The sequence below is a fragment of the Erwinia tracheiphila genome (assembly GCF_021365465.1).
Classification (GTDB): Bacteria; Pseudomonadota; Gammaproteobacteria; order Enterobacterales; family Enterobacteriaceae; genus Erwinia; species Erwinia tracheiphila.
Map to the genome: position 1 here is coordinate 114934 of NZ_CP089932.1, position 22300 is coordinate 137233.

General features: G+C 52.0%; 12 protein-coding genes, 3 tRNA genes, 3 rRNA genes and 3 pseudogenes. 17 read left to right on the top strand and 4 right to left on the bottom strand.

Translation table 11 applies throughout. The features are described from left to right. The first annotated feature begins 285 nt into the window (after nt 1-285). The 6 genes from LU633_RS00605 (at nt 286) to LU633_RS00630 (ending at nt 5670) form a co-directional block, all read left to right on the top strand. Nucleotides 286-1827, top strand: a 16S ribosomal RNA gene (locus LU633_RS00605). A 72-nt stretch (nt 1828-1899) separates the two neighbouring features. Further along, nucleotides 1900-1975, top strand: a tRNA-Glu gene (locus tag LU633_RS00610). 202 nt (nt 1976-2177) lie between these two features. Continuing rightward, nucleotides 2178-5080: ribosomal RNA gene (locus LU633_RS00615) — 23S ribosomal RNA — on the top strand. A 203-nt stretch (nt 5081-5283) separates the two neighbouring features. Continuing rightward, nucleotides 5284-5399 (top strand): 5S ribosomal RNA (rrf, locus tag LU633_RS00620). The 16S, 23S and 5S rRNA genes sit together here with 3 tRNA genes alongside, the layout of an rRNA operon. Nucleotides 5400-5510: 111 nt before the next feature. Beyond that, nucleotides 5511-5587: transfer RNA gene (locus LU633_RS00625), tRNA-Asp, on the top strand. 7 nt (nt 5588-5594) lie between these two features. Then, nucleotides 5595-5670, top strand: a tRNA-Trp gene (locus LU633_RS00630). Between the two features lie 218 nt (nt 5671-5888). Here the strand turns inward: LU633_RS00630 and LU633_RS00635 are convergent. Together LU633_RS00635 and hdfR are read right to left on the bottom strand one after the other, a co-directional pair. After that, a protein-coding gene (locus tag LU633_RS00635; protein WP_233481971.1) for an IS1 family transposase occupies nt 5889-6586 on the bottom strand; the annotation gives its coding sequence in 2 pieces (ribosomal slippage) (nt 5889-6337 and nt 6337-6586; 699 coding nt in all). Between the two features lie 147 nt (nt 6587-6733). Next, a complete protein-coding gene (hdfR, locus tag LU633_RS00640) occupies nt 6734-7558 on the bottom strand; it encodes an HTH-type transcriptional regulator HdfR (RefSeq protein WP_016191556.1) in 825 nt (274 codons plus the stop codon). Nucleotides 7559-7678: 120 nt separating this feature from the next. Here hdfR and LU633_RS00645 point away from each other — a divergent pair, with 120 nt between their 5' ends. The 4 genes and pseudogenes from LU633_RS00645 to LU633_RS00660 all read left to right on the top strand — a co-directional run bounded on the left by LU633_RS00645 (nt 7679) and on the right by LU633_RS00660 (nt 10958). Then, on the top strand, nt 7679-8017 hold the full coding sequence (locus LU633_RS00645) for a DUF413 domain-containing protein (RefSeq protein ID WP_016191555.1): 339 nt from the start codon (nt 7679-7681) through the stop codon (nt 8015-8017). Between the two features lie 263 nt (nt 8018-8280). Next, a pseudogene (locus LU633_RS00650) lies at nt 8281-8672 on the top strand (transposase); the annotation flags it as partial. Nucleotides 8673-8808: 136 nt separating this feature from the next. Continuing rightward, a pseudogene (locus LU633_RS00655) lies at nt 8809-9772 on the top strand (DDE-type integrase/transposase/recombinase). Between the two features lie 77 nt (nt 9773-9849). Beyond that, nucleotides 9850-10958: pseudogene (locus LU633_RS00660) on the top strand (IS256 family transposase). Between the two features lie 184 nt (nt 10959-11142). Here the strand turns inward: LU633_RS00660 and LU633_RS00665 are convergent. Next, nucleotides 11143-12666, bottom strand: coding sequence for a YifB family Mg chelatase-like AAA ATPase (locus LU633_RS00665; protein WP_016191552.1), 1524 nt, complete (start codon nt 12664-12666; stop codon nt 11143-11145). Nucleotides 12667-13012: 346 nt separating this feature from the next. Here LU633_RS00665 and LU633_RS00670 point away from each other — a divergent pair, with 346 nt between their 5' ends. The 6 genes from LU633_RS00670 to ilvA all read left to right on the top strand — a co-directional run bounded on the left by LU633_RS00670 (nt 13013) and on the right by ilvA (nt 19574). Next, nucleotides 13013-13111 carry an IlvGEDA operon leader peptide gene (locus LU633_RS00670; RefSeq protein ID WP_152664223.1) on the top strand — a complete coding sequence of 33 codons (99 nt, stop codon included), beginning with the start codon at nt 13013-13015 and terminating at the stop codon, nt 13109-13111. 140 nt (nt 13112-13251) lie between these two features. Continuing rightward, nucleotides 13252-14898: an acetolactate synthase 2 catalytic subunit gene (gene ilvG / locus LU633_RS00675; RefSeq protein ID WP_016191551.1), complete on the top strand. Its 1647-nt coding sequence runs from the start codon at nt 13252-13254 to the stop codon at nt 14896-14898. Beyond that, nucleotides 14895-15152: an acetolactate synthase 2 small subunit gene (gene ilvM / locus LU633_RS00680; RefSeq protein WP_016191550.1), complete on the top strand. Its 258-nt coding sequence runs from the start codon at nt 14895-14897 to the stop codon at nt 15150-15152. The genes ilvG and ilvM overlap by 4 nt, the downstream gene beginning before the upstream one ends. An 18-nt stretch (nt 15153-15170) precedes the next feature. Then, nucleotides 15171-16100 (top strand): branched-chain amino acid transaminase, encoded by a 930-nt coding sequence (locus LU633_RS00685; protein ID WP_016191549.1) that lies wholly within the window; start codon nt 15171-15173, stop codon nt 16098-16100. Between the two features lie 58 nt (nt 16101-16158). Continuing rightward, complete coding sequence (gene ilvD, locus LU633_RS00690) at nt 16159-18009, top strand: dihydroxy-acid dehydratase (protein WP_016191548.1); 1851 nt, start codon at nt 16159-16161, stop codon at nt 18007-18009. A 5-nt stretch (nt 18010-18014) separates the two neighbouring features. Then, entirely contained in the window at nt 18015-19574 is a 1560-nt protein-coding gene (gene ilvA / locus LU633_RS00695; protein WP_016191547.1) for a threonine ammonia-lyase, biosynthetic, read from the top strand. A 109-nt stretch (nt 19575-19683) separates the two neighbouring features. Here the strand turns inward: ilvA and ilvY are convergent, their stop codons facing one another. Beyond that, nucleotides 19684-20565: an HTH-type transcriptional activator IlvY gene (gene ilvY / locus LU633_RS00700; protein ID WP_016191546.1), complete on the bottom strand. Its 882-nt coding sequence runs from the start codon at nt 20563-20565 to the stop codon at nt 19684-19686. 165 nt (nt 20566-20730) lie between these two features. Here ilvY and ilvC point away from each other — a divergent pair, with 165 nt between their 5' ends. Next, complete coding sequence (gene ilvC / locus LU633_RS00705; RefSeq protein WP_016191545.1) at nt 20731-22209, top strand: ketol-acid reductoisomerase; 1479 nt, start codon at nt 20731-20733, stop codon at nt 22207-22209. The last annotated feature ends 91 nt before the right edge of the window (nt 22210-22300 follow it).

The window sequence follows — 22300 nt, forward strand, 5'->3', positions numbered from 1 at the left end:
ATGCCGCCGTGTTGAGAGGTTCAGCGAGCTGAACCGCCGGAGAAAAGCTGCGTAAAAGTGGTTGACTCTGAAGGAGGAAAGCGTAGTATACGCGACCTCGCGGCAGGAAGCGAAAGCACTGACCGCACCGCTCTTTAACAATTTATCAGACAATCTGTGTGGGCACTCGCAGGATAGATATCGGCATCTTCGGATGCAAAAATATCAAGTCTTAAGAGTGAACACGTAATTCATTACGACGTTTTCCTTGAGCACTGCTTCACGAGTTGAAGCAAATCAAACTTTAAATTGAAGAGTTTGATCATGGCTCAGATTGAACGCTGGCGGCAGGCCTAACACATGCAAGTCGAACGGTAGCACAGAAGAGCGTGCTCTTTGGGTGACGAGTGGCGGACGGGTGAGTAATGTCTGGGAAACTGCCTGATGGCGGGGGATAACCACTGGAAACGGTGGCTAATACCGCATAATCTCGCAAGAGCAAAGAGGGGGACCTTATGGCCTCTTGCCATCGGATGTGCCCAGATGGGATTAGCTGGCAGGTAGGGTAACGGCCTACCTGGGCGACGATCCCTAGCTGGTCTGAGAGGATGACCAGCCACACTGGAACTGAGACACGGTCCAGACTCCTACGGGAGGCAGCAGTGGGGAATATTGCACAATGGGCGCAAGCCTGATGCAGCCATGCCGCGTGTATGAAGAAGGCCTTCGGGTTGTAAAGTACTTTCAGCGGGGAGGAAGGGACGCTGGTTAATAACCAGCGGCATTGACGTTACCCGCAGAAGAAGCACCGGCTAACTCCGTGCCAGCAGCCGCGGTAATACGGAGGGTGCAAGCGTTAATCGGAATTACTGGGCGTAAAGCGCACGCAGGCGGTCTGTTAAGTCAGATGTGAAATCCCCGGGCTTAACCTGGGAACTGCATTTGAAACTGGCAGGCTGGAGTCTTGTAGAGGGGGGTGGAATTCCAGGTGTAGCGGTGAAATGCGTAGAGATCTGGAGGAATACCGGTGGCGAAGGCGGCCCCCTGGACAAAGACTGACGCTCATGTGCGAAAGCGTGGGGAGCAAACAGGATTAGATACCCTGGTAGTCCACGCTGTAAACGATGTCGATTTGGAGGTTGTGCCCTTGAGGTGTGGCTTCCGTAGCTAACGCGTTAAATCGACCGCCTGGGGAGTACGGCCGCAAGGTTAAAACTCAAATGAATTGACGGGGGCCCGCACAAGCGGTGGAGCATGTGGTTTAATTCGATGCAACGCGAAGAACCTTACCTGGCCTTGACATCCACAGAACTTAGCAGAGATGCTTTGGTGCCTTCGGGAGCTGTGAGACAGGTGCTGCATGGCTGTCGTCAGCTCGTGTTGTGAAATGTTGGGTTAAGTCCCGCAACGAGCGCAACCCTTATCCTTTGTTGCCAGCGATTTGGTCGGGAACTCAAAGGAGACTGCCGGTGATAAACCGGAGGAAGGTGGGGATGACGTCAAGTCATCATGGCCCTTACGGCCAGGGCTACACACGTGCTACAATGGCGCATACAAAGAGAAGCGACCTCGCGAGAGCATGCGGACCTCATAAAGTGCGTCGTAGTCCGGATCGGAGTCTGCAACTCGACTCCGTGAAGTCGGAATCGCTAGTAATCGTGGATCAGAATGCCACGGTGAATACGTTCCCGGGCCTTGTACACACCGCCCGTCACACCATGGGAGTGGGTTGCAAAAGAAGTAGGTAGCTTAACCTTCGGGAGGGCGCTTACCACTTTGTGATTCATGACTGGGGTGAAGTCGTAACAAGGTAACCGTAGGGGAACCTGCGGTTGGATCACCTCCTTAGCATAAGATAGCTTCATGCGCAGTGCTCACACAGATTGTCTGATAGAAAAGTAACGAGCGTAACCATACTGAGTCCCCATCGTCTAGAGGCCAAGGACACTGCCCTTTCACGGCTGTAACAGGGGTTCGAATCCCCTTGGGGACGCCAAAGTTATGTCTAGAGTATCTCAAAACTGGCTTACCCTGGTGGGAAGTCATGTTTGAGATATTTGCTCTTTAACAATCCGGAACAAGCTGAAAATTGAAACGACATGTTGTTGTCATTCTGGGTAACAGGAATGGCGTGATGACATGTACGGTCTCTCAATGCCTGCAACGGCATGCGTCCTGTGGACGCCTGTGGGTTGTGAGGTTAAGTGACGAAGCGTACACGGTGGATGCCCTGGCAGTCAGAGGCGATGAAGGGCGTGCTAATCTGCGATAAGCGTCGGTAAGGTGATATGAACCGCGATACCCGACGATACCCGAATGGGGAAACCCGGTGCACTTGTGCATCATTGCAGCATGAATACATAGTGCTGCAAGGCGAACCGGGGGAACTGAAACATCTCAGTACCCCGAGGAAAAGAAATCAACCGAGATTCCCCCAGTAGCGGCGAGCGAACGGGGAGGAGCCCGGAACCATCATCAGCTTGTGCATCAGTGGAAGCGTCTGGAAAGTCGCAGGGTACAGGGTGATACTCCCGTACACGAAGGTGCACATGCTGTGAGTTCGAAGAGTAGGGCGGGACACGTGTTATCCTGTCTGAATATGGGGGGACCATCCTCCAAGGCTAAATACTCCTGACTGACCGATAGTGAACCAGTACCGTGAGGGAAAGGCGAAAAGAACCCCGGCGAGGGGAGTGAAACAGAACCTGAAACCGTGTACGTACAAGCAGTGGGAGCACCTTCGTGGTGTGACTGCGTACCTTTTGTATAATGGGTCAGCGACTTGTATTCTGTAGCAAGGTTAACCGAATAGGGGAGCCGCAGGGAAACCGAGTCTTAACTGGGCGTTAAGTTGCAGGGTACAGACCCGAAACCCGGTGATCTAGCCATGGGCAGGTTGAAGGTTGGGTAACACTAACTGGAGGACCGAACCGACTAATGTTGAAAAATTAGCGGATGACCTGTGGCTGGGGGTGAAAGGCCAATCAAACCGGGAGATAGCTGGTTCTCCCCGAAAGCTATTTAGGTAGCGCCTCGTGAAGTCATCTGCGGGGGTAGAGCACTGTTTCGGCCAGGGGGCCATCCCGGCTTACCGATCCGATGCAAACTCCGAATACCGCAGAATGTTATCACGGGAGACACACGGCGGGTGCTAACGTCCGTCGTGAAGAGGGAAACAACCCAGACCGCCAGCTAAGGTCCCAAAGTCATGGTTAAGTGGGAAACGATGTGGGAAGGCCCAGACAGCCAGGATGTTGGCTTAGAAGCAGCCATCATTTAAAGAAAGCGTAATAGCTCACTGGTCGAGTCGGCCTGCGCGGAAGATGTAACGGGGCTAAACCATGCACCGAAGCTGCGGCAGCGGCGCGTAAGCGTTGTTGGGTAGGGGAGCGTTCTGTAAGCCGTGGAAGGTGTGCTGTGAGGCATGCTGGAGGTATCAGAAGTGCGAATGCTGACATAAGTAACGATAAAGCGGGTGAAAAGCCCGCTCGCCGGAAGACCAAGGGTTCCTGTCCAACGTTAATCGGGGCAGGGTGAGTCGACCCCTAAGGCGAGGCCGAAAGGCGTAGTCGATGGGAAACGGGTTAATATTCCCGTACTCGGTGTTGCTGCGAAGGGGGGACGGAGAAGGCTATGTCATCCGGGCGACGGTTGTCCCGGTTTAAGCGTGTAGGCTGTTTTTCCAGGCAAATCCGGAAAATCAAGGCTGAGGCGTGATGACGAGGCACCACGGTGCTGAAGTGACAAATGCCCTGCTTCCAGGAAAAGCCTCTAAGCATCAGGCAACAGAGAATCGTACCCGAAACCGACACAGGTGGTCAGGTAGAGAATACCAAGGCGCTTGAGAGAACCCGGGTGAAGGAACTAGGCAAAATGGTGCCGTAACTTCGGGAGAAGGCACGCTGGCGCGTAGGTGAAGGGACGTGCTCCCGGAGCTGAAGCCAGTCGAAGATACCAGCTGGCTGCAACTGTTTATTAAAAACACAGCACTGTGCAAACACGAAAGTGGACGTATACGGTGTGACGCCTGCCCGGTGCCGGAAGGTTAATTGATGGGGTTAGCGGCAACGCGAAGCTCCTGATCGAAGCCCCGGTAAACGGCGGCCGTAACTATAACGGTCCTAAGGTAGCGAAATTCCTTGTCGGGTAAGTTCCGACCTGCACGAATGGCGTAATGATGGCCAGGCTGTCTCCACCCGGGACTCAGTGAAATTGAACTCGCTGTGAAGATGCAGTGTACCCGCGGCAAGACGGAAAGACCCCGTGAACCTTTACTACAGCTTGACACTGAACACTGAGCCTTGATGTGCAGGATAGGTGGGAGGCTTTGAAGCGCGGACGCCAGTTCGTGTGGAGCCATCCTTGAAATACCACCCTTTAACGTTTGGTGTTCTAACCTTGCGCCGTGATCCGGCGCGGGGACAGTGTCTGGTGGGTAGTTTGACTGGGGCGGTCTCCTCCCAAAGCGTAACGGAGGAGCACGAAGGTTGGCTAATCCTGGTCGGACATCAGGAGGTTAGTGCAATGGCATAAGCCAGCCTGACTGCGAGCGTGACGGCGCGAGCAGATGCGAAAGCAGGTCATAGTGATCCGGTGGTTCTGAATGGAAGGGCCATCGCTCAACGGATAAAAGGTACTCCGGGGATAACAGGCTGATACCGCCCAAGAGTTCATATCGACGGCGGTGTTTGGCACCTCGATGTCGGCTCATCACATCCTGGGGCTGAAGCAGGTCCCAAGGGTACGGCTGTTCGCCGTTTAAAGTGGTACGCGAGCTGGGTTTAGAACGTCGTGAGACAGTTCGGTCCCTATCTGCCGTGGGCGCTGGAGAATTGAGGGGGTTTGCTCCCAGTACGAGAGGACCGGAGTGAACGCACCGCTGGTGTTCGGGTTGTCACGCCAGTGGCACAGCCCGGTAGCTAAGTGCGGAAAAGATAAGCGCTGAAAGCATCTAAGCGCGAAACTTGCCCCGAGATGAGTTCTCCCTGTGGCTTAAAGCCACCTTAAGGGACGTTGAAGACGACGACGTTGATAGGCCGGATGTGTAAGCGCAGCGATGCGTTGAGCTGACCGGTACTAATGACCCGTGAGGCTTAACCTTACAACGCCAGAGGCGTTCTGGTGAGTGTTGAGAGACGACACGATCGGTATTCAGCTTGTGACGGACAGAAGAATTTAGCACTGTTCTGCGGAGATGATTCCGAAGGATTTTGCGCTGAGAGGGCGGTAAGGAGCATACATGGGTATGTGACTGAGCGAGGCGATATCAGCACAAAAGGCACGGGACAGGGCACAAAGAATTTGCCTGGCGGCTTTAGCGCGGTGGTCCCACCTGACCCCATGCCGAACTCAGAAGTGAAACGCCGTAGCGCCGATGGTAGTGTGGGGTCTCCCCATGCGAGAGTAGGGAACTGCCGGGCATCATACAAGAAGATACAGCGATAGCTGTATTTTAAGTGCCTTTCAAAAGATACGAAAGGTAAGAAACATCCGGGTCAGAAATAAAAGTCTGAACTCAGTAAAGAATCGGTGGAGCGGTAGTTCAGTTGGTTAGAATACCTGCCTGTCACGCAGGGGGTCGCGGGTTCGAGCCCCGTCCGTTCCGCCACCCTTTTAGGGGCGTAGTTCAATTGGTAGAGCGCCGGTCTCCAAAACCGGGTGTTGGGGGTTCGAGTCCCTCCGCCCCTGCCAGAAAACAATCCTTTACCTCGGTAAAGGATTTTTTTTGCTATCAGTCATTCCCTCACACATTCATATAAATTATCCGTACAGGCGAGCAACGAGATTCAATGCTTGCTGAAATAGCTGATGCAAAAGGCATGAATATGCAGCGTGATTCACCTTACGTTTTGAAGTTCTCAAGAATTTAATCGTTAAAATTCAATCATCTGATAGGTCGTGACGCAGATTTATTGATAATGATGAAGAGTAAGATACCAACCGATGATCTTATCGTGCATTTCCTCTGACTTCGAAAAGCAAATTGTTCTGCGGGTCAGTCGTTTGATATGTGTGCGAAGATTAAGATTATGTCGTTCTGTCCGTTGGGTATATTTCTTGCTCACCACGTGGCCTGTTGCACTTAACAGAACTTTATAAACCGGCCAGGCATCTGTCATATAAAAGGCAATGTTAAATTTGCTTAACAGGGCCAGCAATCGTCGCAGGGTCGGGGCATTTCTCGGGCCGAAGACGTGGGCCAGAGCACGTTTGCGGATACGGTCATAAGCATAGAACAACCACCGGGGATTGCTTTTACACCGCACGTAAGACCATTGTTCATCGGCTTCACAGCAGATAACAATCTCCGTTTCGGGGTCGATATTCTCAGCTACCTGCTTTGGCGAAATTTTTTTACGTGCCGCAGAACCGTATTGAGGCTGATACCGGGGACCCGTGCGGTATCGCGACATCCGTAACCATTCATGGCCATATTAACAATGGTCTGGTGTGTGTCTGGTTTGGCACCGGAGTAGCTAAATTTGAGCTGAAAGGTCTTTGAACAATGCTTGCAGATGTAACGTTGGGCACCGGATGCTGAATGTCCGTTACATCGTACAGCATGAGTTTCATTGCACTGAGGGCAGACGACATCAACTTTAGCCATATGTTACATCCAAAGCGCAAAGCATACGTGATCAGCAAGTCTGCGTCACGACCATCTGATATAGATGGGGTATGCAATTTTCTTCTTAAAATACCTGTATCGTTCTTCTTGGGAACGATACAGGTATTTATCTGAAATAGAAATCCATTAAGAATTAACAGGGAATTTAATAAGTTGACGAATATGGGCCTGCTGATCGCTGTTTTGCAGCCAGACAGCATACAAAGGACGGATGGCGACGGGTGTATCCGGGATGAGGGTTAAATCCGGATAGGTTTTATGCCAGATTTCTGGTAAGAAAGCACAGGAATGTGTCGTGTGTAATAGCTCTCTGGTCAGATGTGCAGAGGTGGTTGTTAATACCGGAACATCATCGGCACCGGCAAGATAGTTTTCATGCTGATGAAAATCTGCTCCCCACTCAAGCTTGATATAGTCATATCGGTCACGATATCTTTCAGATTTTTCCGATCTAAATAGCGATAATGAAATATGCCCGATCTGCTGGCTGGTTAATTCGTCCATTTTTGGGGCTTCTGTGGTGATAAGCAAATCCAGCTGACGCTCATGGAGTTGTTTAACCAATAAATGGCGTTGCGCGACCCTTGCTTCAAGGTGCAGACTTTCTCTGTTCTCATAAAGCGTTTTAAGCCAGGGCGTGAGATAGGCCTCCCATAGTGACGCGCTGGCTCCAATAGACAGCTCATGGTGCTGTGGAGTGTGTGAGACCTCTTTTTTAGCCATTAGCCAGGTGCTCATCAGGCTTTCAGCATAGGGCAGTAAGCGCTCCCCTGCGGATGTGAGTCTGATATTGTTACGATGTCTGGTAAAAAGATTCACCCCCAGCTGGTTTTCAAGCTGCCTGATCCGAAAACTCACTGCAGATTGAGTGAGATAAAGTGCTTCAGCGGCACGTCCAAAGTGGCGGGTTCTGCTCACTTCAAGAAAGGTTTTAAGTAATTCCGTATCCACATTTATTTCCTAAAAAAATTTGTCGTTATGATTTAAATGTTTTGTTTTACACTCTGTCAAGCGTATCTAATACTCCGCGCCATAAATAGCACGGCCATAAAAGAGTTAGGAGCGTGTAGAATGGCGGAAAGCTTCGCAACAACTAATCGTTTTTTCGATAACAAACATTATCCACGCGGGTTTTCCCGCCACGGTGACTTCACCATCAAGGAAGCACAATTGCTTGAGTGCCATGGATACGCGTTCAACGAACTCGATCTGGCCAGACGCGATCCTGTGACTGAAGAAGAGCGTCTGTTCATTGAAGTATGTCGCGGGATCCGTGAGGCGCAAACCGAAGCAGAACGAGTCTGGTCGAAATACATGTCACGGATCAAACGTCCAAAGCGCTTTCATACTTTGTCTGGTGGAAAGCCGCAAACGGAAGGTGTGGAAGATTACTCGGATAGTGAAGAGTAAGAATCTACGTCATCAGGCTCCGACAATATTGGTTAAAGCTGTGCATGCAGTCATATGATGTCTCTCAGTTCTTTGCTGAAGGGTATCAAATATGTCGGGGTTCGCCCCGACGCTATTACAGATTAGTTATTACAGATTAGTAATTCAGCTCATCATCAAGACATACTGTAAGATATAATAAGGCTCTTTCAGGTTATTTGATCTTACCCGCCAATAGTGGGTACGTGACTAAGTGAGTAAACTCTCAACCAGAGGTGACTCACATGACAAAATCAGCAACAACCGATAAGAAAACACGCAAACAATACTTGCCCGAATTTCGTGATGAAGCACTGATGCTGGCTGAACGCATCGGTATCGCTGCTGCTGCCCGCTAACTCAGCCTGTATGAATCCCGGCTCTACAACTGGCGCAGCAAACAGCAGAATCAGACAACGGCTTCTGAACGCGAGAGCGAACAGGCGACCGAGATCGCCCGCCTTAAACGCCAGCTCGCGGGGCAGGCTGAGGAGTTCGCCATTCTCCAAAAGGCCGCGACACACTTCGCGAAATGCCTGAAATGAAGTATGTCTTTATCGAACAACACCATGCCGAATTCAGCATTAAAGCCATGTATAGGGTGCTATGTGTGGCCCGAAGCGGCTGGTACGCCTGGCGGATGTTAGCGCCAATGATATAAGACTGTAATTCGCCATTTGAATTGTCTGCTCCCCCCAACATGTTGTTTCCTTGAGGTTCAGGTTATCACACCAGAAAGGACATCGACATGCCGGGCAGAGAGGACCTTTTACATGATAAAGCAAATGAGCAAGCAGGGTGCGTACATTGTCGATATTGCGACTCAGGCTGGTTGCTCTGAGCGTACTGTCAGGCGATATCTTAAATACCCTGAACCGCAGGCCAGAAAAACACGCCACAAACTGGAGCCGTTCATGGACGATATCGACACGCGCCTGGCTGAGAATGTCTGGAATGGCGATGTTATCCCCGCAGAAATCAAAGCAATGGGGTACATCGGCGGGCGCTCCATGTTGCGCTATTACATCCAGCCCAAACGCAAAATGCGACCATCAAAAAACGGAGCGCTTCGAAACCCAGCCCGGTTACCAGTTGCAGCACGATCGGTGCGAAATCGAAGCGGAGGTCGCGGGACAGCGATGCAAAGTTAACCGCGCGGTAAATACGCTGCGGTTCTCCCGTCGCTTCCGTGTCTTCGCCGTGCCAAAACCGGATACTGAACACACCTGTGAGTCGCTGGTCCGCGCCTTCCGCTACTTCAGCGGCAGTGTGAAAACCGTGCTGGTTGATCACCAGAAAGCCGCGACGCTGAAGAATAACAACGGGAAAGTGGTGTTCAACTCCGGGTTCCTGTTGCTGGCCGATCGTTATGACTTCCTGCCACGGGCCAGCCGTCCGCGCAGTGCCAGAACCAAAGGTGAAGTAGAGCAGCATGATTACCAGCTTTATCTGTCCATCAACGATATCGACCATACAAAAACGAAGGCGATGTCTCCGCAGACGAACGGCATCGGTGAGCGCTGCCATAAAACAATTTTGCAGGATTTTTATCAGGTCACGTTCCGCAAGAAGTCATATGGGGAGCGGGAGAGCCTGCAGGCGGCTCTGGACAACGGGTTGTGGCATGACAATAATGAGCGGACTCATCAGGGGAAAATGTGCTGCGGGCGAACGCCAGTGGCCACGTTACCTGATGGAAAATGGGTCCGGGCAGAAAAGGAGCTGAACCGGATGTAATCCGACGAGACTGTAATTAAAATTGTGTAATAGCCTGTTTTTGATATGTTCACTCCAACAATGGAGACAGGCAAATTATGGACGAGAAGAAACTTAAGGCCCTTGCTGCTGAACTGGCCAAAGGCCTCAAAACTGAGGCCGGCCTTAATCAGTTTTCCCGCATGCTCACGAAGCTGACCGTTGAAACGGCACTCAATGCAGAACTGACTGACCACCTCGGGCATGAGAAAAATGCCCCTAAAACCGGCACCAATACCCGCAACGGCTACTCTCCGAAAACGCTGCTGTGCGACGACGGTGAAATCGGGCTAAACACGCCGCGCGACCGGGAAAATACCTTTGAACCTCAGCTGATTAAGAAGAATCAGACGCGTATCGCGCAGATGGACAGCCAGATTTTATCCTTGTATGCCAAAGGCATGACCACGCGGGAAATCGTCGATACGTTCAAAGAGATGTACGATACTGATGTGTCACCGGCCCTGATATCAAAAGTCACGGATGCCGTTAAAGAGCAGGTCGCCGAATGGCAGAATCGCCAGCTGGATGCGCTCTATCCCATTGTTTATCTGGACTGTATTGTTGTTAAGGTTCGTCAGAATGGCAGCGTGATTAACAAAGCGGTGTTCCTGGCTCCGGGCATCAATACCGAAGGCCGGAAAGAGCTTCCGGGGATGTGGCTGGCTGAAAATGAAGGTGCAAAGTTCTGGCTGAACGTGCTGACGGAACTTAAAAATCGCGGCCTTCAGGACATCCTGATTGCCTGCGTGGGGTGTGGAAGGACTACAAAGCGGTCACGGTCGGGCTGAAAACCGTTTATCAGGCACCAACAGAAGCGGCCGCACGGATGGCGCTGGCTGCGTTCGCCGAAGAATGGGATGACAAATATCCACAAATCAGCAAAAGCTGGCGTGCGCACGGGGAAAACCTCAATACGTTCTTCGGCTATCCGTCTGACATCCGAAAAGCTATCTACACCACGAATGCCATTGAGTCGCTGAACAGCGTGATCCGTGCCGCCATTAAGAAACGCAAGGTATTCCCGACGGATGACTCAGTGCGAAAGGTTATTTACCTGGCAATCCAGTCGGCATCGAAAAAATGGAGTATGCCGATCCAGAACTGTCGGCTGGCGATGAGCCGCTTTATTATTGAGTTCGGTGACCGCCTGAGCGTTCACCTTTGACGTGGTGGCAGTTACACAGAATTATTTACAGGGTCAATCCGACAGACACCTGTATAAATAACCGGTAACTGTCAGATCAGGTCTGAGCTAGTACACTTTATCTTTCGATAACGCTATCTGTCATTTTAATCCCGATTGGGGATTTACTTAATGGAAGATTGATTAGCCCATTTTTACGCTGCAGCTACTGCAGGTTTTTTTGTAAATGGATGAGTAGCCGATCGATTGCCCGATAGCTCAGACTTTCATTCAGGTGCTCGCGCTGTATTTTTTCCTCACCAGCCAAATCTGCAATTGTCCGCGCCACCTTCAGAATACGCTGCCAGGCGCGAACAGACAGCCCCAGCTTATTCAACACCTCCTCAAGCCAGCGTGCATCATCCTGTCTGATACTACAGCTCCATTTAATTTCCTCTGGTCCAATTGACTGATTAATAACCCCAGCGCGAGCAAGCTGACGCTCACGCGCTTTAAATACGCGCTGGCGAATTGTTTCACTGGATTCACCCAAACAATGCATATTGTTACTGAGCGTGCCTTGTGGGAGAAGGGGGACTTCCAGTGAGAGATCAAAACGGTCCAGAAAGGGGCCGGACAGGCGACTAAGATAGCGAAGGATCTGCTGTGGTGAACTGCGATTGTGCGTGCCGTTATGATGGCCTGTCGGACTGGGATTCATCGCTGCAACCAGTTGAAAACGAGCGGGGTAGATAACTTTAGCTCGTGCCCGTGAAATACATATTACACCTGACTCAATAGGTTCCCGTAATGCATCCAGTGTTTTACGTTCAAATTCAGGCAGCTCGTCCAGAAAAAGGATGCCGTTATGTGCCAAAGAGATTTCTCCCGGTTTAGGAAGCGCTCCACCGCCAACCAGCGCATAACGAGAAGAGGTATGATGGGGAGCCCTGAAAGGGCGCTGACGCCATTGACGCAGCGTCTCATTACTGCTGACCAGGCTTGCAATCGCTGCACTTTCCAGCGCTTCATCGTCGCTTAAGGGAGGCATCAGACCGGGAAGCCGACTGGCAAGCATGGTTTTGCCCGTGCCGGGAGGGCCTATTAATAGTAAGTTATGTCCGCCAGCAGCAGTGATTTCAAGCGTTCTCTTAGCCTGTTGCTGTCCAATAATATCCTGCAAATCACCATGCAAGGGGGGCAATGCTTGTGGCTCATAGCGAGCAACCTTAAGTTCCTCCTGACCATTCAGAAAATCACAGACCTCCAGCAGGGTGTGACTGAGCAGACAATTGCCATGGCGAATCAAACCTGCTTCTGAACGATTGTCGCTGGAAAGAATAGTCTGCCTTCCAGAACCGATAGCCGCTATCGCCGCTGGAATGGCACCCTGAACGCCTCTTATGATGCCATTCAGAGCCAGTTCTCCAAGAAATTCATATTCCTCAAGTTTGTTTACTGATATTTGTTCTGAGGCCGCCAGAATGGCGATAGCGATGGGTAAATCATAGCGTCCGCCTTCTTTTGGCAGATCGGCTGGGGCCAGATTGATGGTTATACGCCGGGCAGGAAAAGTGAACCCACAATTAAGTATAGCGCTGCGGACGCGTTCACGCGCTTCTTTAACGGTAGCCTCGGGCAAACCAACCAGCGTAAGGGCTGGCAGGCCATTGCTCAAATGAACTTCAACAGAAACCTGCGGTGCCTCCACTCCGATGGCTGCACGGGTATAAGTCACAGATAATGCCATTACAACCTCCTTGTCTGGGGAAAAAATGCACCGATGTGACTGGAGATGCGAGGTGGAATTGGACATTTTCCTGTCAGGGCCGCAAATTTTTTTGCGGTTCGCTAGCTGTTACTACTTATTCTGAGAGCGTCTGCGCAATGTGATGTCATGTAACTGAGGCGTCACGAAACATGTCATCTGTGAAATGAATAATTTTCATCATCACCGTTATTTTTTGAATAACCATTGTTTTTATTAAAAATAAAGACGTTTTAGAAAAATACAGTGATAAAAAAGTTGAAGTTCTTCGGCTAACTGTGATAACTCTGTAAGTATTACTTCGAACAAACGAAATTACTGAATCCAAATGAAAGCCCTTCTACGAGTTCTAAGCCTGGTCGTCATTCGCGTCGTCGTGATTATTATCACGCCGTGCGGGGCTACGCTCGGAGGAAGAAAGGCTTAAAAATCAAGCCTGATTTCGAAAAAACCCCCGCACCGAAAGGTCCGGGGGTTTTTTTTCGGTAATGTGTTAATGGCAGAGGAACAAAATATGACTGGTAAAATAAAATGCTGTATTTCCCAGATCAAGGCGGGGAAATGACTATGAATGGTGCGCAGTGGGTGGTTCAGGCGTTGCGAAGTCAGGGAGTTGAAACCGTTTTCGGCTATCCGGGCGGAGCAATCATGCCGGTTTATGACGCCCTTTATGATGGTGGCGTCGAGCATCTATTGTGTCGCCATGAGCAGGGCGCAGCCATGGCCGCGATTGGCTATGCTCGCTCTACGGGTAAAGTGGGTGTCTGTATCGCCACTTCGGGGCCTGGCGCAACCAATCTTATCACGGGTCTGGCCGATGCAATGATGGATTCTGTCCCGGTAGTGGCGATCACGGGGCAGGTCGCTGCCGGCCTTATTGGAACCGATGCTTTCCAGGAAATTGACGTACTCGGACTTTCGCTTGCTTGTACCAAACACAGCTTCCTTGTTGAATCGTTAGAAGAACTTCCTGTCGTAATGGCGGAAGCGTTTGCCATTGCTCAGTCTGGCCGCCCTGGCCCGGTATTGATCGATATACCCAAAGATATTCAACTTGCCTCAGGCGAGCTTTCCGCACATTTGATAACGGTTGAAGACGAGCATGATCACTCTGTTCAGGCGCTTCAGCAGGCCCACACTTTGTTAGCTCAGGCACAGAAACCCATTTTGTACGTCGGCGGTGGTGTGGGTATGGCAAATGCCGTAAATGCGTTACGCATTTTCGCAAAAGATACCGGCATTCCTGTTGTGGCAACGTTGAAAGGTCTCGGTAGCCCGGATGTGCAGGACCATTGCTATCTGGGAATGCTGGGAATGCATGGCACCAAAGCGGCTAACTTTGCTGTGCAGCAGTGTGATTTATTGATTGCGGTTGGTGCTCGCTTTGACGATCGTGTTACCGGAAAATTGAATGAATTTGCGCCCGATGCCAGCGTTATCCATATGGATGTCGACCCCGCTGAATTGAACAAGCTGCGCCAGGCACATGTGGCCTTACGCGGCGATCTCAACAAATTGCTGCCTGAATTGTATCACCCGCTAGACATTGCGTCCTGGCGGGAACATGTCCAGGCGATGAAAGCGGAGCATGGCTGGCGTTATGATCATCCCGGCGAAGCAATCTATGCCCCTTTGTTCCTTAAACAGCTTTCCGATTGCAAGCCTGACAGCGCTGTTGTCACCACCGACGTTGGACAACACCAAATGTGGGCAGCGCAGCATATGTGCTTTACCCGACCAGAAAACTTCATTACCTCAAGCGGGCTGGGAACGATGGGGTTTGGCTTACCGGCCGCGGTAGGTGCACAGGTTGCGCGTCCGAAAGATACGGTGATTTGCGTGTCCGGCGATGGTTCTTTCATGATGAATGTGCAGGAACTCGGCACGATCAAACGCAAACAGCTTCCGGTGAAAATCGTTCTGTTGGACAATCAGCGTCTCGGTATGGTGCGTCAGTGGCAACAGCTGTTTTTTTCTGAACGATATAGTGAAACTAACCTGTCCGATAATCCTGATTTCCTAACGCTGGCCAGCGCATTTGATATTCCCGGCCAGCGTATTACACGTAAAGATCAGGTCGACGATGCATTAGATGCTTTGCTGCATAGTGAAGGGCCATACATGCTGCACGTCGCAATTGACGAACATGAAAATGTCTGGCCGCTGGTTCCGCCCGGTGCCAGCAATGAAAAGATGATGGAGAAAATCTCATGATGCAGTATCACTTGTCTGTTCAGGCGCGTTTCCGCCCGGAGATACTGGAACGCATTCTGCGCGTTGTCCGTCATCGGGGGTTTCGTGTTTGTACCATGAATCTGGCGACTGAGAGCAATAGCGACAATGTTAATATTGAAATGACGGTTGCCAGCCAGCGTTCAGTCGATTTACTGTCAGCACAACTTAACAAAATGATGGATGTCGCGTACGTCCAGGTCCAACAGCAAACAATACAACAAATCCGCGCCTGAGCGCGAAAGGAAAGAAGAATGACGAAGAAAGCCGACTTTATCTGGTTCAATGGCGAGATGGTTAAGTGGGAAGAAGCAAAGGTCAGCGTGATGTCCCATGCATTGCACTACGGTACATCGGTCTTTGAGGGCGTCCGTTGCTATGACTCGCACAAAGGCCCGGTTGTCTTCCGCCATCATGAGCACATGCAACGTCTGCGGGATTCCGCCAAAATTTATCGCTTCCCGGTCAAATACAGTGTGGATCAACTGATGGAAGCCTGTCGTGACGTGTTGCGCGTGAACAACTTGAAAAGTGCGTATATTCGTCCGCTTATTTTTGTTGGTGATGTTGGCCTGGGTGTTAATCCGCCAGAGGGTTACAGCACGGATGTGATTATTGCTGCTTTCCCGTGGGGAGCTTATTTGGGGCCGGAGGCCCTAAAGCAAGGCATTGATGCGATGGTTTCTTCCTGGAATCGCGTGGCACCTAATACGCTGCCAACTGCGGCTAAAGCAGGTGGTAACTATCTCTCCTCACTGCTGGTTGGTAGCGAAGCACGTCGTCACGGCTATCAGGAAGGGATCGCGCTGGATACGCAGGGTTATATCTCTGAGGGGGCTGGCGAAAACCTGTTTGAAGTGAAAGATGGCATCCTGTTTACACCACCGTTTACCTCTTCAGCTCTGCCCGGTATCACCCGTGATGCCATTATTAAGCTGGCTCAGGATATGGGTATTGAGGTGCGTGAACAAGTGCTGTCACGCGAGTCCTTATACCTGGCCGATGAAATCTTTATGTCCGGTACTGCGGCTGAAATCACACCTGTACGCAGCGTGGATCGTATCCAGGTAGGTGAAGGAAAACGTGGCCCGGTGACCGGGCGCATTCAGTCTGCATTTTTCGGCCTGTTCACCGGTGAAACTGAAGACAAATGGGGCTGGCTGGATCCGGTTAACCCGCAATAAGGACATTTTTCGGGCGTCATTTGATGCTCGCGTACTATCTGATTCTGGAGTTAAGAGCATGCCTAAGTACCGTTCCGCTACCACCACGCACGGCCGTAATATGGCGGGTGCCCGTGCCCTGTGGCGCGCCACAGGAATGACCGATGACGATTTTGGAAAACCGATTATTGCCGTGGCTAACTCATTTACACAGTTTGTGCCGGGCCATGTGCACCTGCGCGATTTGGGTAAGCTGGTTGCCGAGCAGATTGAAGCTTCAGGCGGTGTGGCCAAAGAGTTCAACACCATTGCCGTGGATGATGGGATTGCGATGGGCCACGGTGGCATGCTTTACTCTTTGCCTTCGCGTGAGTTGATTGCCGATTCTGTGGAGTACATGGTTAACGCGCATTGTGCCGATGCCATAGTCTGTATCTCTAACTGCGACAAAATTACGCCTGGCATGCTAATGGCATCGTTACGCCTGAATATTCCGGTGATTTTCGTGTCAGGCGGCCCAATGGAAGCGGGGAAAACCAAGCTTTCTGACAAAATTATCAAGCTGGATCTGGTGGATGCCATGATCCAGGGTGCCAACCCGAACGTCAGCGACGCAGACAGCGAGCAGATCGAACGTTCTGCTTGCCCAACCTGCGGTTCCTGTTCTGGCATGTTTACCGCTAACTCCATGAACTGTTTGACAGAAGCACTGGGCCTTTCTCAGCCGGGAAATGGTTCCCTGCTTGCCACTCATGCTGACCGTAAAGACCTTTTCCTTAACGCAGGGAAACGTATTGTCGGTCTGGCGAAGCGCTATTACGAGCAGGATGACGAAAGCGTACTGCCGCGCAGCATCGCCAACAAAGCGGCTTTTGAGAACGCGATGACGCTGGATATCGCCATGGGCGGTTCTACCAATACCGTGTTGCATCTGCTGGCAGCCGCACAGGAAGGGGAGGTTGATTTTAACATCTCCGATATTGACCGTTTGTCACGCAAGGTTCCCCATCTTTGTAAAGTGGCGCCAAGCACGCAGAAATACCATATGGAAGATGTGCACCGAGCCGGTGGCGTGACTGGTATCCTGGGTGAACTGAGCCGCGCGGGCCTCATAGATAACAGCGTCAAAAATGTACTGGGTTTAAGCCTGCAGGAAACGCTGGACAGTTATGACATCATGCTGACTAAAGAGGACGCGGTGAAAAAAATGTTCCGTGCCGGTCCGGCAGGGATTCGTACCACCCAGGCATTCTCTCAGGACACGCGCTGGGACACGCTGGATGACGATCGTAAAGAAGGGTGCATTCGCTCGCGCGAGTTCGCTTTCAGTCAGGACGGCGGTCTGGCGGTGTTGTATGGCAATATGGCGGAAGATGGTTGTATCGTGAAGACCGCTGGCGTGGATAAAGAGAACCTGACCTTTCGCGGTCCGGCGAAAGTCTACGAAAGCCAGGACGATGCGGTTAGCGCCATCCTTGGTGGAAAAGTGGTTGCCGGTGATGTGGTGGTGATTCGCTACGAGGGGCCGAAAGGCGGGCCGGGCATGCAGGAAATGCTTTATCCGACCACCTACCTGAAATCAATGGGCCTTGGCAAAAGCTGTGCGTTGATCACCGATGGCCGCTTCTCTGGCGGCACGTCCGGCCTTTCAATCGGCCATGCCTCGCCTGAAGCTGCCAGCGGCGGCATCATCGCGCTGGTAAAAGACGGTGATATGATCGATATCGATATTCCTCATCGTGGAATCAACCTCGATGTGCCGGACAACGAGCTGCATGCCCGTCGCGAAGAGGAAGAGGCCCGCGGTGAGGCCGCTTATACCCCCCATAATCGTGAACGTCAGGTTTCCTTTGCCCTGCGTGCCTATGCTCTGTTGGCAACCAGCGCAGATAAAGGCGCAGTACGTGACAAGAGCAAACTCGGAGGCTAACGACAATGGCAGAGTCTCAACTGTTACCCGTTGAACCTTGCGGTGCGGAATATCTGCGGGCGGTGCTTCGCTCGCCGGTATATGAAGTGGCGCAGGTTACCCCGTTGCAGAAGATGGAGAAAATATCCGCACGCCTTGGTAACACCATTCTGGTGAAGCGGGAGGATCGCCAGCCAGTGCACAGCTTTAAGCTGCGCGGGGCCTACGCGATGATTGCCTCCCTAGATGCAGAGCAGAGGGCGCGGGGCGTGATCACCGCCTCTGCGGGCAACCATGCTCAGGGCGTGGCGCTGTCGGCAACCCGACTGGGGATCAAATCGTTGATTGTCATGCCAGTGGCGACGGCAGATATCAAAGTCGATGCGGTGCGGGCGTTTGGCGGAGAGGTTTTGCTGTTCGGTGCCAATTTTGATGAAGCCAAGGGAAAAGCGCAGGAGCTTTCCGGGCAGAAGGGATATACCTTTGTGCCGCCTTTCGATCATCCGATGGTGATTGCCGGTCAGGGCACGTTAGCAATGGAGCTGCTGCAGCAGGATGCGCATATTGATCGCGTGTTTGTGCCGGTGGGTGGCGGTGGCCTGGCGGCGGGCGTGGCGGTGCTGATTAAGCAACTGATGCCGCAAATCAAAGTCATTGCCGTGGAAGCGGAAGATTCTGCCTGCCTCAAGGTTGCGCTGGATGCTGGTCATCCGGTGGACCTGCCGCGTGTCGGGCTGTTCGCAGAAGGCGTGGCGGTGAAGCGGATTGGTAGCGAAACCTTCCGCCTGTGCCAGACATACCTTGATGACATCATTACGGTGGACAGCGATGCAATCTGTGCGGCAATGAAAGATCTGTTTGAAGATGTTCGCGCCGTGGCTGAACCTTCAGGTGCGCTGGCCCTGGCCGGCATGAAGAAGTATATCCAGCAGCATCAAATCAAAGGTGAGCGTCTGGCACATGTGCTGTCGGGAGCCAACGTAAATTTCCACGGTCTGCGCTACGTTTCAGAGCGTTGTGAACTGGGTGAACAGCGTGAAGCGCTGCTTGCCGTCACCATCCCTGAGCAGAAGGGCAGCTTTCTGGCGTTCTGTCAGCTGCTGGGCGGCCGCTTCGTTACCGAGTTCAACTACCGTTATGCCAATGCTGACAGCGCCTGCATTTTTGTTGGTGTGCGTCTGACGCGCGGGCTGGAAGAGCGTCGCGAAATTCTGGCGCTGCTGAACGAGGGCGGCTACAAGGTGGTCGATCTGTCCGACGATGAAATGGCGAAGCTACACGTTCGCTACATGGTGGGGGGGCATCCGTCGAAGCCGCTACGCGAGCGGCTGTTCAGCTTTGAGTTTCCTGAAGCACCGGGCGCATTATTGCGATTCCTGCAAACGCTGGGGACGCACTGGAATATTTCACTGTTTCACTATCGCAGCCACGGCACGGACTATGGGCGCGTGCTCGCCGGTTTTGAACTGGATGAAAACGAGCCTCAGTTTGAAGAGCACCTCCAGGCGCTGGGTTATGATTTCCATGACGAAAGCAATAATCCTGCGTTCAGGTTTTTCCTTGCGGGTTTGAATAGCAGCACCTGATAATGCTATACCGACACGTTGCAGCCTGAGGTTGCTGCAACAGTTCATACGATCGTTACTGCACGGCCATCTGGCAAAAAGTAGCGTATTTATCGGCGCAGACAGCAAGTTACAACTGGCTCCAGAATGCATCAATAAGCGGCTCACTAAGCCGCTTTTTTTGTAGACAGATGCCAAGTTCAAACGGCTCTACCATCTCCACATTGTCCAGTAGCAGAATACGATTGCGGACAGGTTCCGGGCTGTTCTCCAGCACCACATCTGGCAGCAGGGCGATGCCGCAGCCCAGGGCCACCATTGAGACAATCGCCTCATGCCCTGAGACGGTGGCATAAATCAGTGGGTTAGGGATACGGCGACGGCGGAACCAAAGGTCGATACGCTGTCTGGCCGGTCCCTGATCGGGCAGGATAAACGGGGTTTGCGCCCAGTCAGGTTCCGGTTGGGTTGCCTGATTACGTACCGGGCAGGGTAATGCAGGGGCAATCAGCACCAGCGGAATCAGCCCCAGCGGCGTAAAACCAATGCTGGCTGGCAGGGTTTCGGGCCGGCCGGCAATAGCGATATCGGCTTCGCTGCTTTGCACTTTCTCAACGGCATCGGCGGCGTCGCCAGTGGTTAGTTTGATTTCCACTAAAGGATGCGCGGCGCGAAAGCGGTCAAGAATTGGTGGTAAATGGCTGTAGGCCGCCGTCACCGAACAGAACAGCCGCAGTTCTCCACTGAGTGATGGCCCGTTCTGGCCAATGACATGGCGTAATTGTTGATAATGCAACAGCGTCTGCTGGGCAAACTGACGCAGTCTTTCTCCGGCATCGGTCAGCGTCACGGTACGATTATCCCGCATAAATAGCGCCTGCCCCAGGTCTTCTTCAAGGCGTTGAATCTGTCTTGAGAGGGTGGATGGACTGACATGCATTGCTCTTGCGCTGCGGCCAAAGTGTCGGTTTTCAGCCAGGTGCAGAAACAGTTTTAAATCCCGTAAATCCATGCGTTGAACGCCCTCTTTTATCATTGCATTTTTTGCAATGTGACGTTGTTAATATATCAATTTAAGCAATACATTTCCTGTCATATGATAAGGGTTATTCAGGGTAAGCTGCTGCGTGGCAGTACCCATCAATTAAAAATGAATACAACCCTATATGGAGTGCCCATGGCTAACTATTTCAACACGTTGAACCTGCGCAACCAGTTAGCGCAATTAGGTAAATGTCGCTTTATGGCGCGTAATGAATTTGCTGATGAAGCGAGCTACCTGAAAGGTAAGAAAGTCGTCATTGTTGGCTGTGGTGCACAGGGCCTGAACCAGGGTCTGAATATGCGTGATTCCGGTCTGGATATCGCCTATGCCCTGCGTGCTGAAGCCATTGCGGAAAAGCGCGCTTCCTGGCGTAAAGCGACAGAAAATGGTTTCAAAGTAGGGACTTACGAAGAGCTGATTCCGCAGGCGGACCTGGTGGTTAATCTGACGCCGGACAAGCAGCACAGCGCGGTGGTTCAGGCAGTACAGCCGTTGATGAAGCAGGGTGCAGCGCTCGGTTATTCCCACGGTTTCAACATCGTGGAAGTGGGCGAGCAGGTGCGTAAAGACCTCACCGTAGTGATGGTTGCGCCGAAGTGTCCGGGCACCGAAGTTCGTGAAGAGTACAAGCGTGGCTTTGGCGTACCGACGCTGATTGCTGTTCACCCGGAAAACGATCCTAAAGGTGAAGGTATGGCGATTGCCAAAGCCTGGGCTGCGGCAACCGGTGGTCATCGTGCTGGCGTGCTGGAATCTTCCTTCGTTGCTGAAGTGAAATCTGACCTGATGGGTGAGCAGACCATTCTGTGTGGTATGTTGCAGGCGGGTTCTTTGCTGTGCTTCGACAGGCTGGTAGCAGAAGGGACTGACCCGGCATACGCAGAAAAGCTGATTCAGTTTGGCTGGGAAACCATCACTGAAGCGCTGAAGCAGGGTGGCATTACCCTGATGATGGATCGCCTTTCTAACCCAGCGAAAATCCGCGCGTTTGCCCTGTCTGAAGAGCTGAAAACCATTATGGCACCGCTGTTCCAGAAGCACATGGACGATATTATCTCCGGTGAGTTCTCTTCGAGCATGATGGCTGACTGGGCCAACGACGATAAAAACCTGCTGGGCTGGCGTGAAGAAACCGGTAAAACCGCGTTTGAGACGGCTCCGCAGTTCGAAGGAAAAATCCCTGAACAGGCTTACTTTGATGAAGGCGTAGTGATGATCGCTATGGTGAAAGCGGGCGTTGAGCTGGCATTCGAAACCATGGTTGATGCGGGCATCATTGAAGAATCCGCTTACTACGAATCACTGCACGAGCTGCCGCTGATTGCCAATACCATCGCGCGTAAGCGTTTGTACGAGATGAACGTGGTTATTTCAGATACCGCAGAATACGGCAACTACCTGTTTTCTTATGCGGCGGTTCCGCTGCTGAAAGAGTTTATGACCGCCCTGCAGCCAGGCGATTTGGGTAAAGCCACTGCCGCTTCCTCCACCGTGGACAACGCACTGTTACGTGATGTGAATGACGCCATTCGCAGCCACGCTATCGAAAGCGTCGGTCGCAAACTGCGTGGCTACATGACCGATATGAAACGTATTGCCGTAGCAGGCTAATCGCAGTGCCGGTCACCCGGCGGTGAAAACAAAAAAGAGCGGCCAGCCGCTATTTTTTTATTATCAACACTAAACCACCTCCTGTGGAGGT

Coding starts and splice junctions, on each gene's coding strand:
- LU633_RS00645 (WP_016191555.1), top strand. CDS start 7,679: ATGGCGGAAAGCTTCGCAACAACTAATCGTTTTTTCGATAACAAACAT.
- LU633_RS00665 (WP_016191552.1), bottom strand. CDS start 12,666: ATGGCATTATCTGTGACTTATACCCGTGCAGCCATCGGAGTGGAGGCA.
- LU633_RS00670 (WP_152664223.1), top strand. CDS start 13,013: ATGAAAGCCCTTCTACGAGTTCTAAGCCTGGTCGTCATTCGCGTCGTC.
- ilvG (WP_016191551.1), top strand. CDS start 13,252: ATGAATGGTGCGCAGTGGGTGGTTCAGGCGTTGCGAAGTCAGGGAGTT.
- ilvM (WP_016191550.1), top strand. CDS start 14,895: ATGATGCAGTATCACTTGTCTGTTCAGGCGCGTTTCCGCCCGGAGATA.
- LU633_RS00685 (WP_016191549.1), top strand. CDS start 15,171: ATGACGAAGAAAGCCGACTTTATCTGGTTCAATGGCGAGATGGTTAAG.
- ilvD (WP_016191548.1), top strand. CDS start 16,159: ATGCCTAAGTACCGTTCCGCTACCACCACGCACGGCCGTAATATGGCG.
- ilvA (WP_016191547.1), top strand. CDS start 18,015: ATGGCAGAGTCTCAACTGTTACCCGTTGAACCTTGCGGTGCGGAATAT.
- ilvY (WP_016191546.1), bottom strand. CDS start 20,565: ATGGATTTACGGGATTTAAAACTGTTTCTGCACCTGGCTGAAAACCGA.
- ilvC (WP_016191545.1), top strand. CDS start 20,731: ATGGCTAACTATTTCAACACGTTGAACCTGCGCAACCAGTTAGCGCAA.